Here is a 15,362-nt window from a genome sequence, read left to right as displayed (position 1 = left end):
GCGGCGACGGCCAGCCGGCCGCCGCAAGCGCGACCGCGGCGGCAGCCGCCGCGCGATCGGGCCCGATCGCGCCGGCCCGAACCTCGGTTCGAACCCTGAGCCGGCCCGATCACGCGCGCAGTTTGCCATACAATGCGCAGCATCATGCACGACCGACGCCTCCATTTTCTCGTTCCGTTCGCGCTGCCGTCGGCGGCCGATGCGGCCTCGTCCCTGCACACGCTGGACAGTCCCGCGCTCGAAAAGTTGCTCGCCCGCGCGAGCGTCGTCGAGCGCGTGGCCGGCGAGGACTTCCAGCGCACGCTGCCGCACGAGCGCTGGCTCGCCCGCCGCTTCGGCGCGACCCACGGCAACGCGGCCGACGAGGCGCCGCTCGCCCCGTACATGCTGCTGGCCGACGGCGGCGACCCAGGCGCGCTCGCGTGGGCGTGCGTCGAACCCGTGCACGTCGAAATCGCGCACGATCACCTGGTGCTCGTCGATCCGGCGAGCCTCGCGCTCGACGAAGGCGACGCGGCCGCCCTGCTCGCGGTCGCGCGGCCGCTGATCGAGGAACTCGGCGTGCGGCTCGAAGCGCCGCAGCCGGCGCGCTGGTATCTGTCGAGCGAGCAGCTCGCACGCCTTGCCGGCGCCGCGCCGCTGCGCGCGAGCGGCCGCAACATCGAGATCTGGCTGCCGCACGAGGCGCACACCGGCGAGCGGTCGCGGATGTGGATGAAGCTGCAGAACGAAGTCCAGATGGCGTGGTTCCAGCATCCGGTCAACGAAGCGCGCGAAGCGCGCGGCTTGCCGGCCGTCAATTCGATCTGGTTCCATGCGCAGGGCACGCTCAAGCCGGTCGGCAAGCCGTTCGGGCGCGTGCTGTCGGCATCGCCCGCGGCACTGGGCCTTGCGCGCGCCGCGCAGGCCGAGACCGGCGCCGTGCCGAGCGCCTTCGGCGCGCTGCCCGCCGCGGCCGGTGCGACGCTCGTCGAGCTGCCGTCGCTGTCCGCGCCGTACATCGAACAGGACTGGGCACGCTGGCACGACGCGCTCGCCGTGCTCGAGCGCGACTGGTTCGCACCGTCGCTCGCCGCGCTGCAGAACGGCGAGCTGGCCGGCGTCGAATTCACGCTGTGCGGCGACACGAGCTCCGTCACGCTGCACGCGACGCGCGGCGACCTGCGCAAGTTCTGGCGCCGCCGCGCGCTGGCGTCCCTGTTCGAATGACCGCATCCGTATGACCCGCATCGTTACCCGCCCCGTCGCCCCCGCCGACGCCGCCGCGCTCGCGCGCCACGGCCTGCACCCCGTACTCGCGCGCCTGTACGCGTCGCGCGGCGTGCAGTCGCCGACCGACATCGAGACCGCGCTCGCACGCCTCGTCCCGCCCACCGACCTCAAAGGCTGCGCCGACGCCGCCGCGCTGCTCGCCGACGCGATCGCCGAGCGGCGACGCCTGCTGGTCGTCGCCGACTACGACTGCGACGGCGCGACCGCCTGCGCGGTCGCGGTGCGCGGCCTGCGCATGTTCGGCGCGCAGATCGACTACCTCGTGCCGAACCGCTTCGAATACGGCTACGGGCTCACGCCGGAGATCGTCGAGCTGGCGGCGGCACGCAAGCCGGACCTGCTGATCACCGTCGACAACGGGATCGCGAGCGTCGCCGGCGTCGAAGCCGCGAACGCGCGCGGCATCGACGTGCTGGTGACCGACCACCATCTGCCCGGCGACGCGCTGCCCGCCGCGCGCGCGATCGTCAACCCGAACCAGCCGGGCTGTGCGTTCCCGAGCAAGCACATCGCCGGCGTCGGCGTGATGTTCTACGTGCTGCTCGCGCTGCGCGCGGAGCTGCGCCGGCGCGGCGCGTTCGCGAGCAAGGACGCCGAGCCGCGCCTGGACGGGCTGCTCGATCTGGTCGCGCTCGGCACCGTCGCCGACGTGGTGCGGCTCGACGGCAACAACCGCGTGCTGGTCGCGCAGGGGCTGCACCGGATCCGCAACGGCCGCATGCAGCCGGGCATCGCCGCGCTGTTCCGCGCCGCGGGCCGCGACGCGCGCACCGCGTCGGGCTTCGATCTCGGCTTCGGCGTCGGGCCGCGCCTGAACGCGGCGGGACGGCTCTCCGACATGTCGCTCGGGATCGAATGCCTGATCACCGACGACATCGGCCGCGCATGGGAGCTCGCGCAGCAGCTCGACGCGATGAACCGCGAGCGCCGCGAAATCGAGGCCGGCATGCAGCAGCAGGCGCTCGCCGATCTCGCCGACGTCGATCCCGCCGACGCGTGCACCATCACGCTGTTCAACCCCGCATGGCACCAGGGCGTGATCGGCATCGTCGCCGGGCGGCTCAAGGAAAAATTCCACCGCCCGTCGTTCACGTTCGCGCATGCGGACGAAAGCGGCACGCGCGTGAAGGGCTCGGGACGGTCGATTGCCGGTTTCCATCTGCGCGACGCGCTCGACCTCGTCTCGAAGCGCGAGCCGGACCTGATCGTCGCGTTCGGCGGTCATGCGATGGCCGCGGGCCTCACGCTCGACACCGCCAACGTGCCGCGCTTCGCGGCCGCGTTCGAGGCCGTCGCACGCGAGTGGCTGTCCGACGACGCGCTGGCGCGCGTGATCGAGACCGACGGCGAGCTCGAGGACGCCTATTTCACGCCGCAGTTCGTCGGGCTGCTCGACGAGGCCGTCTGGGGCCAGGGCTTTCCGGCCCCGCTTTTCTCCGGCGAGTTCGACGTCGTGTCGCAATCGCTCGTGAAGGAAAAGCACCTGAAGCTGCAGCTGGCGCGCGGCCGGCAGCGCTTCAACGCGATCTGGTTCAACCACACCGAGCCGCTGCCGGCGAGCGCGCTGATCGCATACCGGCTGGTCGCCGACACGTGGAACGGCGTAACGCGCGTGCAGCTCGTCGTCGAGCACGCGGCCGGCTGAACGGCGGCCGCGCGCCATCCCGCCGGCCGCGCGTGCGGCGCGCGGCAACGGGCCGCCGCACGCATGCAAGCACACTCCGCGTCACCGGGACACCCCGCCGATCGGCTATAATTCCGCTTTTTTACGAAGCAAGAACAGCGAACGATCATGGAAGCGGAACGTCTCAACGCGATCGAAAGCTCCCTGCTCGACCTGCGCAACCGCGCGGGCGAGCTTCGGGGGTATCTTTGACTACGACGCCAAGGCTGCGCGTCTGACCGAAGTCAACAAGGAACTGGAAGACCCGAACGTCTGGAACGATTCGAAGAACGCCCAGGCGCTCGGCCGCGAGAAGAAGCTGCTCGAAGGCGTCGTCACGACGCTGACCGCGCTCGATAGCGACCTGCGCGACGCGCTCGACCTGTTCGAGCTCGCCCGCGAAGAAGGCGACGAAGACACGCTGCTCGCGTCCGAAGACGACGCGAACAAGCTCGCCGCGCGCGTCGGCGACATCGAATTCCGCCGGATGTTCTCGAACCCGGCCGACCCGAACAACTGCTTCATCGACATCCAGGCCGGTGCCGGCGGCACCGAGGCGTGCGACTGGGCGTCGATGCTGCTGCGCCAGTACCTGCGCTACTGCGAGCGCAAGGGCTTCAAGGCCGAAGTGCTCGAAGAATCCGACGGCGACGTCGCCGGCATCAAGAACGCGACGATCAAGGTGTCGGGCGAATACGCGTACGGCTTCCTGCGCACCGAAACCGGCATTCACCGGCTCGTGCGCAAGTCGCCGTTCGACTCGTCGGGCGGCCGCCATACGTCGTTCTCGTCGGTGTTCGTGTATCCCGAAATCGACGACTCGATCGAAGTCGAAGTGAACCCGGCCGACCTGCGCATCGACACCTACCGCGCCTCGGGCGCGGGCGGCCAGCACATCAACAAGACCGACTCCGCGGTGCGGATCACGCACATGCCGACCGGCATCGTCGTGCAGTGCCAGAACGACCGTTCGCAGCACCGCAACCGCGCCGAAGCGATGGCCATGCTGAAGTCGCGCCTGTACGAAGCCGAGATGCGCAAGCGCCAGGCCGAGCAGGACAAGCTCGAATCGAGCAAGACCGACGTGGGCTGGGGCCACCAGATCCGTTCGTACGTGCTCGACCAAAGCCGCGTGAAGGATCTCCGCACGAACGTCGAAATGAGCAACACGAAAGCCGTGCTCGACGGCGATCTCGACGACTTCATCAGCGCGAGCCTCAAACAGGGCGTGTAAGCGCCGCGGCGCGGCCCCTCGGTCGCGCCGCCCTTCCCGTTTGCGTTGCCGCACCCATTCCGAATTCCGACCATCATGACCGAACCGACCCAAACGCAGCCCGCCGTCGCGGCGGACGAAAACCAGATCATTGCCGAGCGCCGCGACAAGCTGCGCGCGTTGCGCGAGCAAGGCGTCGCGTATCCGAACGATTTCCGGCCGACGCATCACGCCGCCGAGCTCCAGTCGACCTACGCCGACTCGGACAAGGCTGCGCTCGAAGCGAACCCGGTCGAGGTGTCGGTCGCCGGCCGCATGATGCTCAAGCGCGTGATGGGCAAGGCGAGCTTCGCGACGGTGCAGGACGGTTCGGGCCAGATCCAGTTCTTCGTGACGCCGAACGACGTCGGCGCGGAAACCTACGACGCGTTCAAGAAGTGGGACCTCGGCGACATCGTCGCCGCGCGCGGCGTGCTGTTCCGCACCAACAAGGGCGAGCTGTCGGTGCAGTGCAAGGAGCTGCGTTTGCTGGCGAAGGCGCTGCGCCCGCTGCCGGACAAGTTCCACGGCCTCGCCGACCAGGAAATGCGCTATCGCCAGCGCTACGTCGACCTGATCGTCACGCCGGAGACGCGCGACACGTTCCGCGCGCGCACCAAGACGATCTCGTCGATCCGCCGCTTCATGGAGAACGCCGACTTCATGGAAGTCGAAACGCCGATGCTGCACCCGATCCCGGGCGGCGCGGCGGCCAAGCCGTTCATCACGCATCACAACGCGCTCGACATGCAGATGTTCCTGCGCATCGCGCCGGAGCTGTATCTGAAGCGGCTGATCGTCGGCGGCTTCGAGCGCGTGTTCGAGATCAACCGTAACTTCCGGAACGAAGGTGTGTCGCCGCGCCACAACCCGGAATTCACGATGATGGAGTTCTACGCCGCGTACACCGACTACCGCTGGCTGATGGACTTCACCGAGCAGCTGATCCGCCAGGCGGCGATCGATGCGCTCGGCACTGCGACGATCCAGTATCAAGGCCGCGAGCTCGATCTCGCGAAGCCGTTCCATCGTCTGACGATCACGCAGGCGATCCAGAAGTACGCGCCGCAGTACACCGACGGCCAGCTGTCGGACGACGCATTCCTGCGCACCGAACTGAAGCGCCTGGGCGTCGACGTGTCGCAGCCGGCCTTCCTGAACGCCGGCATCGGTGCGCTGCAGCTCGCGCTGTTCGAGGAAACCGCCGAATCGCAACTGTGGGAGCCGACCTACATCATCGACTACCCGGTCGAAGTGTCGCCGCTCGCGCGCGCGTCCGATACGGTGCCGGGCATCACCGAGCGCTTCGAGCTGTTCATGACGGGCCGCGAGATCGCAAACGGCTTCTCGGAGCTGAACGATCCGGAAGATCAGGCTGCACGCTTCAAGAAGCAGGTCGAGCAAAAGGACGCGGGCGACGAGGAAGCAATGTTCTTCGACGCCGACTACATCCGCGCGCTCGAACACGGGATGCCGCCGACCGGCGGTTGCGGGATCGGCATCGACCGTCTCGTGATGCTGCTGACCGACAGCCCGACGATCCGCGACGTGCTGCTGTTCCCCCATCTGCGCCGCGAAGACTGACCGGCCGCGCCGCGTGTGCGCCCGCACGCCGCGCGGTGCCCACGCGGCGGCTTTGTAACCGCGCGTAAATCCCGCCTGCCGGCGCTCGCCGGCATTCGCTCCCTCCCCGTTTTATTTCCTCGCCGCGACGGCTTGCCTCGGGTTTTCCCGAGATCGGCCGCCAATGCGCTGCTTCAATTGGTTACACCTTGATACGGTGCGCGCAGCGCGCGTCGACGACACTCCTGTTGCGTCACCACGCATGACCACGGGACCGGAACGCGGCATCGCACGCCACGTCCGATCGCTCCCGAGCGTGGGATCCGGCCGCCGCGCTATTGCCGGCCGAATCGACACCGGAGAAGAAAATGGACAACCAGAATCAGACCACGCCGCAAAAGCAACGCCTGCACCCGCTGATCGCGACCGCCGCAGGCGCCGTCATCGTCGCCAGCCTGGCGGCCACCGCCGCCATCACGGGCATCTTCCCGAAGGCCAGCAGCAACAACGAGCAGAACGGCCAGACCCAGGCCGCGCTGATCGCGTCGCAGCCGGCCGTCGACACGGCCGCTGCGGCCAGCGCCGCGCGTGCCGCGCAAGCCGAGCAGGAAGCGGCGCAGCAGAAGGCCGAGCAGCAAAAGGCCATCGCGCAGGCCGAGCCGAAGCCGGCTCCGCGCCCGGCGGCCACGCACCACCGCCGTGCCCCGGCGCCGCAGCCGCCGCAATATGCGCAGCAGTCGGGCGCGCCCGCGCAGCCGGCCTATTGCCAGAGCTGCGGCACGATCGTCGCGATCACGCAAACGCGTACGCCGGGCCAGAGCTCGGGGATCGGCGCGGTCGGCGGCGCAGCGGCCGGCGGCCTGCTCGGCAACCAGTTCGGCCGCGGCAACGGCCGCACCGCGATGACCATCATCGGCGCGCTCGGCGGCGGCCTGGCCGGCAACCAGGTCGAGAAGCAGGTGCGCGCGGAAACCGACTATCAGGTCGAGGTCCAGATGGAAAGCGGCGCGACCCGCACGTTCACGTACCACAACCCGCCGCCGTTCGGCCAGGGCCAGCGCGTGCGGATCGAGAACGGTACGCTGGTGGGCGCGTAACGTCGGCACGTAACGCGGCACGGTCACTCGCACCGTCGCACTGAAACGAAAAAAGGCTCGTGAATCCTCACGAGCCTTTTTGCATGGGCGGGCTACGGTGTAACGACTCAGTCTTCGTCGTCGAAGTCGGATTCGTCGATCCAGTGCGCCTGGATCGCTTCGAGAATCTTCTCGCCGGAGTGTGCCGGGTCGTCCGAGAAGCCGTCGAGCTCGATCACCCATTGGCGCAACTCGACGAAGTTGATCCGCTGCGGATCGACGTCCGGATGCTTGTCTGCCAGCGCGATTGCGATTTCGCGCGAATCGGTCCATTTCATCGCCTGCCCTCCCGTATGCGCTGCCGCGGCGACGCGTCAGTGATTTTCCTTCGCGTGGTTGATCGAGTACTTCGGAATCTCGACCACCAGATCCGAATCTTCCGTCACGATCGCCTGGCACGACAGACGCGACGTCGGCTCGAGGCCCCAGGCCTTGTCGAGCAGGTCGTCCTCGTCCTCGTCGGACGGCTCGAGCGCGTTGAAGCCCTCGCGGATCACCACGTGACAGGTCGTGCATGCGCACGACTTCTCGCATGCATGCTCGATCTCGATCCCGTTGTCGAGCAGGTTGTCGCAAATACTCTTGCCGGGCGTCGCGTCGATCACCGCGCCGTCCGGGCACAGTTCGACGTGAGGCAGCACCACCAGTTGAGGCATGTCGGTTCCGTCAGTCAAGGTGCGGCGGCTCGCGCCGCACGGTTCAATATCGCACCGGCCGTCGCCGGGCCGGTGCGGTTCGTTCAGATCTCGTCGAGCCGCCGGCCGGACAGCGCACGCTTGATGCTCTTGTCCATGCGGCGCGCCGCGAATTCGTCGGTGCCGTCGGCGAGCGCCTTGGTCGCGGTTTCGATCGCGTGGGCGTCGTCGCCCGCGGCGATCGTGCGCAGCGCCGCGACGAGCGCGTCGACCTGCTCGCGCTCGTCCGCGTCGAGCAATTCGCCGTCGGCCGCGAGCGCCGCCTGCGTCGCCTCGATCATCCGCTCGGCCTCGACCTGCGCTTCGCGCAGCGCGCGCGCGCGCATGTCGATCTCGGCGGTCTTGAAGCTGTCCTCGAGCATCTTGGCGATATCGTCGTCGGCGAGGCCGTACGACGGCTTCACGACGACCGACGCCTCGACGCCCGACAGCTGTTCGCGCGCGAACACCGACAGCAGGCCGTCCGCGTCGACCTGATAGGTCACGCGGATGCGCGCCGCACCGGCCGTCATCGGCGGGATGCCGCGCAGCTCGAAACGCGCGAGCGACCGGCAGTCGGCGACGAGTTCGCGCTCGCCCTGCACGACGTGGATCGCCATCGCGGTCTGGCCGTCCTTGAAGGTCGTGAATTCCTGCGCGCGCGCGATCGGAATCGTCGAATTGCGCGGAATGATCTTCTCGACGAGGCCGCCCATCGTCTCGACGCCGAGCGACAGCGGGATCACGTCGAGCAGCAGCCAGTCGTCGCCGTTGCCTCGATTGCCGGCCAGCAGATCGGCCTGAATCGCCGCGCCGAGCGCGACGACCTGATCGGGATCGAGGTTGACGAGCGGCGGCTGGCCGAAAAACTGCTCCACGGCCGCGCGGATCACCGGCATGCGCGTCGCGCCGCCGACCAGCACGACGCCCTTGATGTCGGCCGGGCTCACCTGCGCGTCGCGCAGCGCCTTGCGGGTCGGCGTCAGCGTGCGCTGCACCAGCGGCTCGACCAGCGCGGCGAACGTGTCGTGCGAAATCGTCTGCACGAGATGCGCGCCGCTCGACAGCGTCACATCGAGCGACGCGTGCGGCGCCGACGACAACGCCTCCTTCACCACCCGCACGCGATCGAGCAGCAGCCGCACGTCCTCGGGCGCGAGCGTGTGCGCGTCGATGCCGGCCTGCGCGAGCACGTGGCCGAACAGCGCGTGATCGAAATCGTCGCCGCCGAGCGCGGAATCGCCGCCCGCGGCGAGCACTTCGAACACGCCCTTGGTCAGCTTCAGGATCGACAGGTCGAACGTGCCGCCGCCCAGGTCGTACACCGCATAGAGGCCTTCCGACCCATTGTCGAGGCCGTAGGCGATCGCGGCCGCGGTCGGTTCGTTCAGCAGGCGCAGCACGTTCAGGCCGGCGAGACGCGCGGCGTCCTTGGTCGCCTGGCGCTGCGCGTCGTCGAAATACGCGGGCACCGTGATGACCGCGCCGACCAGCTCGTCGCCGAGCGTGTCCTCGGCCCGGTAGCGCAGCGTCGCGAGAATCTCGGCCGACACTTCGACCGGGCTCTTCACGCCGTCGATCGTGCGGATCTGCACCATCCCCGGTGCGTCGACGAATTCATACGGCGCGTTCGCCCCGCCTTCGACCTCGGCCTTGCCGCGGCCCATGAAGCGCTTGACCGACACGATCGTGTTGCGCGGATCGGTCGCGGCCTGCTCCTTCGCTTCGTAGCCGATGCGGCGGCCGCCCTTCTCCAGGTAGCGCACCACCGACGGCAGCAGGACGCGGCCCGCTTCGTCCGGCAGCACTTCGGGCACGCTGTTGCGCACGGCGGCGACGAGCGAATTCGTCGTGCCGAGATCGATGCCGACGGCAAGCCGCCGCTGGTGCGGCGCCGGCGCCATGCCCGGTTCGGAAATTTGCAGTAAAGCCATCTTGGTTCGTTCGGGCGCTCGGCCCGTTTGCTGCGCGTGCCGCGAGGCACGCGGTTAAGTTTCGAGACGCTCGATCTGCGCGCCGACTTCCGACGCGACCCGTTCGATGAACATCAACTGGCGTACGGCCTCGGCGGCAGCCTGGTCGGCGCCGCTGTCGAGCAGCGTGCCGAGGCGCTCGATGCGCACGCGCTTTTCGTCGCGCAGCTCGGCGAGCAGCGCGTCGAGCGCGTCGACGTTGCGCGCGGCCGCGGCATCCTCGATGCCTTCGCGCCATTCCATCTGCTGCATCAGGAACGCGGGCTCCATCGCGGTGTTGTTTTCCGCGCCGATGTCGACGCCGCGCAGCGACAGCAGATAGCTCGCGCGCTGCAGCGGATCGCGCAGCGTGCGGTACGCCTCGTTCGCACGGGTCGCCCATTGCATCGCGATGCGCTTTTGCGCGTCGCCCGCCGCTGCAAAGCGGTCCGGATGCACCTGCGTCTGCACCGTGCGATACGCGTCGTCGAGCGCCGCGTCGTCGAGCGCGAATTGCGCCGGCAGGTGAAACAGGTCGAAGTGGCTGTCTTTCAGCGAAACCATCGTCGCGTTCAATTCCGGTTCGTTGCGCGGCGAACGCCGCACATTAAAAAGGCGGCTCGTGCCGCCTCTTGCCCGCATTGCGCGGAAACCCGCATCGTCACACGCGGAACGATTCGCCGCACCCGCACTCGTCCTTCACGTTCGGGTTGTTGAACTTGAACCCTTCGTTCAGACCTTCGCGCGCGAAGTCGAGCTCGGTGCCGTCGATGTACGCGAGGCTCTTCGGATCGACGACGACCTTCACGCCATGGCTCTCGAACACCTGATCCTCGGGGGCCAGCTCGTCGACATACTCGAGCTTGTACGCGAGCCCCGAGCACCCGGTCGTGCGAACGCCAAGCCGCAGGCCAACACCCTTGCCGCGCCGGACGAGGTATTTCTGGACGTGCTGTGCTGCTTTTTCGGTCAGTGTAATTGCCATGATGTCCTTGCCGCGGTGCGCGGCCAGCGCGCACCCGGTTCCTTCACAAGCCGCTCGTTGCCGCTCAGGCTGCTGCCTGATCGCCTTCCTTGGTGTCGTGGCGCTTCTTGTAGTCGGCCACGGCTGCCTTGATCGCGTCTTCCGCGAGGATCGAGCAGTGAATCTTCACCGGCGGCAGCGCCAGTTCTTCGGCGATCTGCGTGTTCTTGATCGAGAGCGCCTCGTCGAGCGTCTTGCCCTTCACCCATTCGGTCACGAGCGAGCTCGATGCGATGGCCGAACCGCAGCCGTAGGTCTTGAACTTCGCGTCTTCGATCACGCCGTCCGCGCCGACGCGGATCTGCAGCTTCATCACGTCGCCGCAGGCGGGCGCGCCGACCATGCCGGTGCCGACCGCGTCGTCGTCTTTCGCGAACGAACCGACGTTACGCGGGTTTTCGTAGTGATCCAGAACCTTGTTGCTGTATGACATGACTCAGACTCCTTGACTCGTTACGTCTGCGTGCGTAAATCCGCGCGCGAATGTATGCAATGCGGTGTTCAGTGTGCAGCCCATTCGATCGTCGACAGATCGATGCCTTCCTGGTGCATTTCCCAGAGCGGCGACAGCTCGCGCAGCTTCGCGATCTTGCTGTTCAGCAGATCGATCACGAAGTCGACTTCCTCTTCCGTCGTGAAGCGGCCGACCGTGAAGCGGATCGAGCTGTGCGCGAGTTCGTCGTTGCGGCCGAGCGCACGCAGCACGTACGACGGCTCGAGCGACGCCGACGTGCACGCCGAGCCCGACGACACCGCGACGTCCTTGATCGCCATGATCAGCGACTCGCCTTCGACGAAGTTGAAGCTGATGTTCAGGTTGTGCGGCACACGGTGCTCCATGTCGCCGTTCACGTAGGTTTCCTCGATCTGCGACAGGCCGCGCAGCAGCTTGTCGCGCAGCATCCGGATGCGCTCGTTCTCGGTCGCCATTTCTTCGCGCGCGATGCGGAACGCTTCGCCCATGCCGACGATCTGGTGCGTCGCCAGCGTGCCCGAACGCATGCCGCGCTCGTGGCCGCCGCCGTGCATCTGCGCTTCGATGCGCACGCGCGGCTTGCGGCGCACGTACAGCGCACCGATGCCCTTCGGGCCGTAGGTCTTGTGCGCCGAGAACGACATCAGGTCGACCTTCAGCTTCGCGAGGTCGATCTCGACCTTGCCGGTCGACTGCGCGGCGTCGACGTGGAACACGATGCCCTTCTCGCGGCAGATCTCACCGATCGTCGCGATGTCCTGGATCACGCCGATCTCGTTGTTCACGTGCATCACCGACACGAGGATCGTGTCCGGGCGCAGCGCGGCCTTGAACACGTCGAGGTCGAGCAGCCCGTCTTCCTTCACGTCGAGATAGGTGACGTCGAAGCCCTCGCGCTCGAGTTCGCGGCAGGTGTCGAGCACGGCCTTGTGCTCGGTCTTCACCGTGATGATGTGCTTGCCCTTGCCCTTGTAGAAGTGCGCGGCGCCCTTGATCGCGAGGTTGTCCGACTCCGTGGCGCCCGACGTCCAGATGATCTCGCGCGGGTCCGCATTCACGAGCGCAGCCACCTGCTCGCGCGCTTCCTCGACCGCGTGCTCCGCGTCCCAGCCGTAGGCGTGGCTGCGCGACGCCGGGTTGCCGAACCGCTCGCGCAGGTACGGCACCATCTTGTCGACCACGCGCGGATCGACCGGCGTCGTCGCGCTGTAATCCATGTAGATGGGCAGGTGGAGGGTCTGTTGGGTCATCTGTCGCTCCGGGGATTCTGTGCAGGGACTATGTGCGTTATGGGTGTGCGGGGTGCGCGGTGGTGTACGACGCTCACGAACTCGCGATGTTGAACACCGAATTCGGGCCGAGGGGCATCGTGCGAACCGGCTCGGCCGGCGCGGCGGCCGGCTCGGGCGTACGCCGGTCGCGCAGCACGGCCGGCGCGCCCTCGCGGGCGCGCTGCTGATCGACAAGATCCTGCAGCGAAACCGAATCGAGGTACTCGACCATCTTCTGGTTCAGCGTCGACCACAGCTCGTGCGTCATGCAATGACCGTCGGGCTGCTTCGAGCCGTCGCACGCGCCCTTGCCGCCGCATTGCGTCGCGTCGAGCGGTTCGTCGACCGCGATGATGATGTCGGCGACGGTGACGTCCTGCGCGCGGCGCGCGAGGTTGTAGCCGCCGCCCGGGCCGCGCACGGATTCGACGATTTCATGCCTGCGCAGCTTGCCGAACAACTGTTCGAGATACGAGAGCGAAATCCGCTGGCGCTGGCTGATGCCTGCAAGCGTCACCGGGCCCTGCTCCTGGCGCAGTGCCAAGTCAATCATCGCCGTGACGGCGAAACGGCCTTTGGTGGTGAGTCTCATGGTGTCTAGGGGACTGCAATCTTGACGATTTTGGTCAAGTATAAATATTTGACGTTTTTAGTCAAGTATCCATGTCTTCGAAAGGGTATTCGCAGAACGCTGAATACAGGCCGCGCTTCAGCGTGCGACGTCGCGACGCAGCGTGTCGAGCAGGCCCGCGCAGGCGTGTTCGACCTGATCGAGCACCTGTTCGAAGCCGTGTGCGCCGCCGAAGTAAGGATCGGCCACTTCGGTGACGGTCGCGCCCGGCGCGAATTCCATCAGTAGCCGCACCTTGTCGCGATGCCGGGGCGGGCAGCGCCGGCGCAGTTCCGCGAGATTGGCTTCGTCCATCGCGAGCAGCAGGTCGAACGCTTCGAAGTCGGCCGCGCTCACCTGCCGCGCGCGCAACGTCGAAAGATCGTAGCCGCGCGTGCGGGCGGCCGCCTGTGCGCGCGTGTCGGGCGGCTCGCCGACGTGCCAGTCGCCGGTGCCGGCCGAATCGACCGCGATCCGATCAGCCAGCCCGGCCGCGTCGATCTGATGACGCATCACGCCTTCCGCGGTGGGCGAACGGCAGATATTGCCCAGACAAACGAAACAGATCGCAACGCGGGTCATCGCACTATCGGAAAGCCGCGGCAAGCCGCGTCGGAGAGGAACGCGCCATTATACAAAGGCGCACGAAATCGCGCCGCGGCGCAAAGCGCCGGCCGCCTGTCCTACAGCGCCTTCGGCGCGGCGAGCATCGCGTCGCCGGACGCGCCCGAGATCGGCTTCGCGGCGTCGTCGACCAGGCCGAACGACACGGCGCGCGCGAGTTCCGCCGACGCCTGATGCACGGCGAGCGGGCCCCGCGACGGTTCGTCGCTCATTGCGTGCAGATAGGCGGCCGCGGCGAGCGGAACGACGATTGCCAGCGGCCAGTACATCGATATTGTCTTTCTCATGATGCGGCTCCTTGACCTGATGTCCCGAAACCCGGTTTCGGTGACGATAAGCAAGATTCTATAGACCGCATCTATCAAGATAAATATGCGAATAGCGAACGCACTGTTGTCGCTCGATGAACAGTCCTCAGCCGAGATGGCTTTGCGACGCGGCGTACAGTTCGCGGAACGTGCGGCCGGTCGGCGTCGGCATGTCGCGGGTGTCCATCCAGCCGCCCATCATCGGCAGGCGGCGCAGCGTCCCGCCGCTGCCGCCCAGGCGCTCGAGGATGCGCACCGCGAGCTTGGTCGTCAGCGCGTACAACATCGGGCGCCGCGCGAAGAAGCCCCACGCGGCGAGCCCCGCGCGCTCGCGCCACGGCCGCAGATGGCGCTCCACCTGCTTCTCGCGCAACGTGCGCAGCAGGTGCGACAGCGGGATGCCGGCCGGGCACACGCTGTCGCATTCGCCGCACAGCGTCGCGGCCTGCGGCAGGTCGAGCGCGCGATCGATGCCGACGTAGCTCGGCGTCAGCACCGAGCCCATCGGGCCCGGATAGACCCAGCCGTACGCGTGGCCGCCGACCTTCTGGTAGACCGGACAGTGGTTCATGCACGCGCCGCAGCGGATGCAGCGCAGCATCTCCTGGAATTCGCCGCCGATCAGCCCCGTGCGGCCGCCGTCGACGAGCACCACGTAGTTGTGCTCGGGGCCGTCCTCGTCGCCGGGGCCGCGCGGGCCGGTGAGCAGCGAGAAATAGTTCGAGGTCTTCTGCCCGGTGGCCGAACGCGGCAGCAGGCGCATCGCGGTCGCGAGATCCTCGAGCGTCGGGAGCACCTTCTCGATGCCGGTCACCGCGACGTGTACGCGCGGCATCACCGTACACATCCCTTCGTTGCCTTCGTTCGTGACGACCGCGACCGAACCCGTCTCGGCGATCACGAAGTTGCCGCCCGTCACGCCCATGTCGGCCGACATGAAGTGCGGGCGCAGCACGTCGCGCGCCTCGCGCGTCATGTCGGTGATCTCGGTCAGCCGCTCGCGGTGATGCGTGCGCGCGAACAGGTCGGCGATCTCGTCCTTGTCCTTGTGCACGACGGGCGCGATGATATGGCTCGGCGGCTCGTTGTCGTTGATCTGCAGGATGTATTCGCCGAGATCCGTCTCGATCGACTGCACGCCCATCTCGGCGAGCACCGCGTTCAGACGCATCTCCTCGGACACCATCGACTTCGTCTTGATGACCTTTTTGACGTCGTGCCGGCGCGCGATGTCGGCGACGAGCCGCGCGGCGTCCGTGGTCGTTTCGGCGTACAGCACCGTCGTGCCGCGCCGCGTCGCCTCGCGCTCGAACGCCTCGAGCCACACGTCGAGATTCTCGAGCGCACGGTTGCGGCGCGCCTTCAGCGCGGCGCGCGTGGCCGGGAAGTCGATCGCGGTCATCGCGTCGGCGCGCGCCGACACGAATTTCGTCGACAGCTTCTTCAGGTTCTGCTGCAGACGCTGGTCGGCGAGTTTCTGGCCGGCGCGCGCCTTGAAATGCATCGATTGGACTTGCATCGCGGGATCGGGAAAAAGT

Annotated in this window: 16 protein-coding genes; 5 read left to right on the top strand and 11 right to left on the bottom strand. The window is 67.6% G+C overall.

The window, feature by feature from the left end; all coding sequences use genetic code 11:
• Positions 1 to 132 precede the first annotated feature (132 nt).
• The 5 genes from MBR110_RS07515 (at position 133) to MBR110_RS07495 (ending at position 6,847) form a co-directional block, all read left to right on the top strand.
• Complete coding sequence (locus MBR110_RS07515) at positions 133 to 1,209, top strand: hypothetical protein (protein ID WP_011885404.1); 1,077 nt, start codon at positions 133 to 135, stop codon at positions 1,207 to 1,209.
• Positions 1,210 to 1,219: 10 nt separating this feature from the next.
• Complete coding sequence (gene recJ, locus MBR110_RS07510) at positions 1,220 to 2,917, top strand: single-stranded-DNA-specific exonuclease RecJ (protein ID WP_011885405.1); 1,698 nt, start codon at positions 1,220 to 1,222, stop codon at positions 2,915 to 2,917.
• A gap of 147 nt (positions 2,918 to 3,064) precedes the next feature.
• A protein-coding gene (gene prfB / locus MBR110_RS07505; protein WP_106919330.1) for a peptide chain release factor 2 occupies positions 3,065 to 4,169 on the top strand; the annotation gives its coding sequence in 2 pieces (ribosomal slippage) (positions 3,065 to 3,145 and positions 3,147 to 4,169; 1,104 coding nt in all).
• A gap of 75 nt (positions 4,170 to 4,244) precedes the next feature.
• Positions 4,245 to 5,771, top strand: coding sequence for a lysine--tRNA ligase (gene lysS / locus MBR110_RS07500; protein ID WP_011885407.1), 1,527 nt, complete (start codon positions 4,245 to 4,247; stop codon positions 5,769 to 5,771).
• 347 nt (positions 5,772 to 6,118) lie between these two features.
• Positions 6,119 to 6,847 carry a glycine zipper 2TM domain-containing protein gene (locus MBR110_RS07495; protein WP_014723279.1) on the top strand — a complete coding sequence of 243 codons (729 nt, stop codon included), beginning with the start codon at positions 6,119 to 6,121 and terminating at the stop codon, positions 6,845 to 6,847.
• A 107-nt stretch (positions 6,848 to 6,954) separates the two neighbouring features.
• On the opposite strand, the gene iscX is transcribed toward MBR110_RS07495, so the two are convergent.
• The 11 genes from iscX to MBR110_RS07440 all read right to left on the bottom strand — a co-directional run bounded on the left by iscX (position 6,955) and on the right by MBR110_RS07440 (position 15,343).
• Entirely contained in the window at positions 6,955 to 7,164 is a 210-nt protein-coding gene (gene iscX, locus MBR110_RS07490) for a Fe-S cluster assembly protein IscX (RefSeq protein ID WP_011885409.1), read from the bottom strand.
• A gap of 36 nt (positions 7,165 to 7,200) precedes the next feature.
• Entirely contained in the window at positions 7,201 to 7,542 is a 342-nt protein-coding gene (gene fdx, locus MBR110_RS07485) for an ISC system 2Fe-2S type ferredoxin (RefSeq protein WP_011885410.1), read from the bottom strand.
• Between the two features lie 83 nt (positions 7,543 to 7,625).
• Positions 7,626 to 9,494 (bottom strand): Fe-S protein assembly chaperone HscA, encoded by a 1,869-nt coding sequence (gene hscA / locus MBR110_RS07480; RefSeq protein WP_011885411.1) that lies wholly within the window; start codon positions 9,492 to 9,494, stop codon positions 7,626 to 7,628.
• A gap of 54 nt (positions 9,495 to 9,548) precedes the next feature.
• Positions 9,549 to 10,076 (bottom strand): Fe-S protein assembly co-chaperone HscB, encoded by a 528-nt coding sequence (hscB, locus tag MBR110_RS07475; protein WP_011885412.1) that lies wholly within the window; start codon positions 10,074 to 10,076, stop codon positions 9,549 to 9,551.
• Between the two features lie 97 nt (positions 10,077 to 10,173).
• Positions 10,174 to 10,497 carry an iron-sulfur cluster assembly protein IscA gene (iscA, locus tag MBR110_RS07470; protein ID WP_011885413.1) on the bottom strand — a complete coding sequence of 108 codons (324 nt, stop codon included), beginning with the start codon at positions 10,495 to 10,497 and terminating at the stop codon, positions 10,174 to 10,176.
• Positions 10,498 to 10,561: 64 nt separating this feature from the next.
• Positions 10,562 to 10,969 carry a Fe-S cluster assembly scaffold IscU gene (gene iscU / locus MBR110_RS07465; RefSeq protein ID WP_009691729.1) on the bottom strand — a complete coding sequence of 136 codons (408 nt, stop codon included), beginning with the start codon at positions 10,967 to 10,969 and terminating at the stop codon, positions 10,562 to 10,564.
• A 68-nt stretch (positions 10,970 to 11,037) separates the two neighbouring features.
• Positions 11,038 to 12,261, bottom strand: coding sequence for an IscS subfamily cysteine desulfurase (locus MBR110_RS07460; protein ID WP_014723281.1), 1,224 nt, complete (start codon positions 12,259 to 12,261; stop codon positions 11,038 to 11,040).
• Positions 12,262 to 12,334: 73 nt separating this feature from the next.
• Positions 12,335 to 12,874: a Fe-S cluster assembly transcriptional regulator IscR gene (gene iscR, locus MBR110_RS07455; RefSeq protein ID WP_011885415.1), complete on the bottom strand. Its 540-nt coding sequence runs from the start codon at positions 12,872 to 12,874 to the stop codon at positions 12,335 to 12,337.
• A gap of 117 nt (positions 12,875 to 12,991) precedes the next feature.
• Entirely contained in the window at positions 12,992 to 13,474 is a 483-nt protein-coding gene (locus MBR110_RS07450) for a low molecular weight protein-tyrosine-phosphatase (RefSeq protein ID WP_059456377.1), read from the bottom strand.
• A 101-nt stretch (positions 13,475 to 13,575) separates the two neighbouring features.
• Positions 13,576 to 13,803, bottom strand: a complete 228-nt coding sequence (locus MBR110_RS07445; RefSeq protein WP_014723283.1) for a hypothetical protein — start codon at positions 13,801 to 13,803, stop codon at positions 13,576 to 13,578.
• 127 nt (positions 13,804 to 13,930) lie between these two features.
• Complete coding sequence (locus tag MBR110_RS07440; protein ID WP_176000787.1) at positions 13,931 to 15,343, bottom strand: lactate utilization protein B; 1,413 nt, start codon at positions 15,341 to 15,343, stop codon at positions 13,931 to 13,933.
• Positions 15,344 to 15,362 lie beyond the last annotated feature (19 nt).

Source organism: Burkholderia sp. MBR-1 (assembly GCF_013822785.1).
GTDB lineage: Bacteria > Pseudomonadota > Gammaproteobacteria > Burkholderiales > Burkholderiaceae > Burkholderia > Burkholderia vietnamiensis.
Note: the sequence above shows the minus strand (reverse complement) of the source record. Positions and strands in the feature narration are given on the sequence as shown.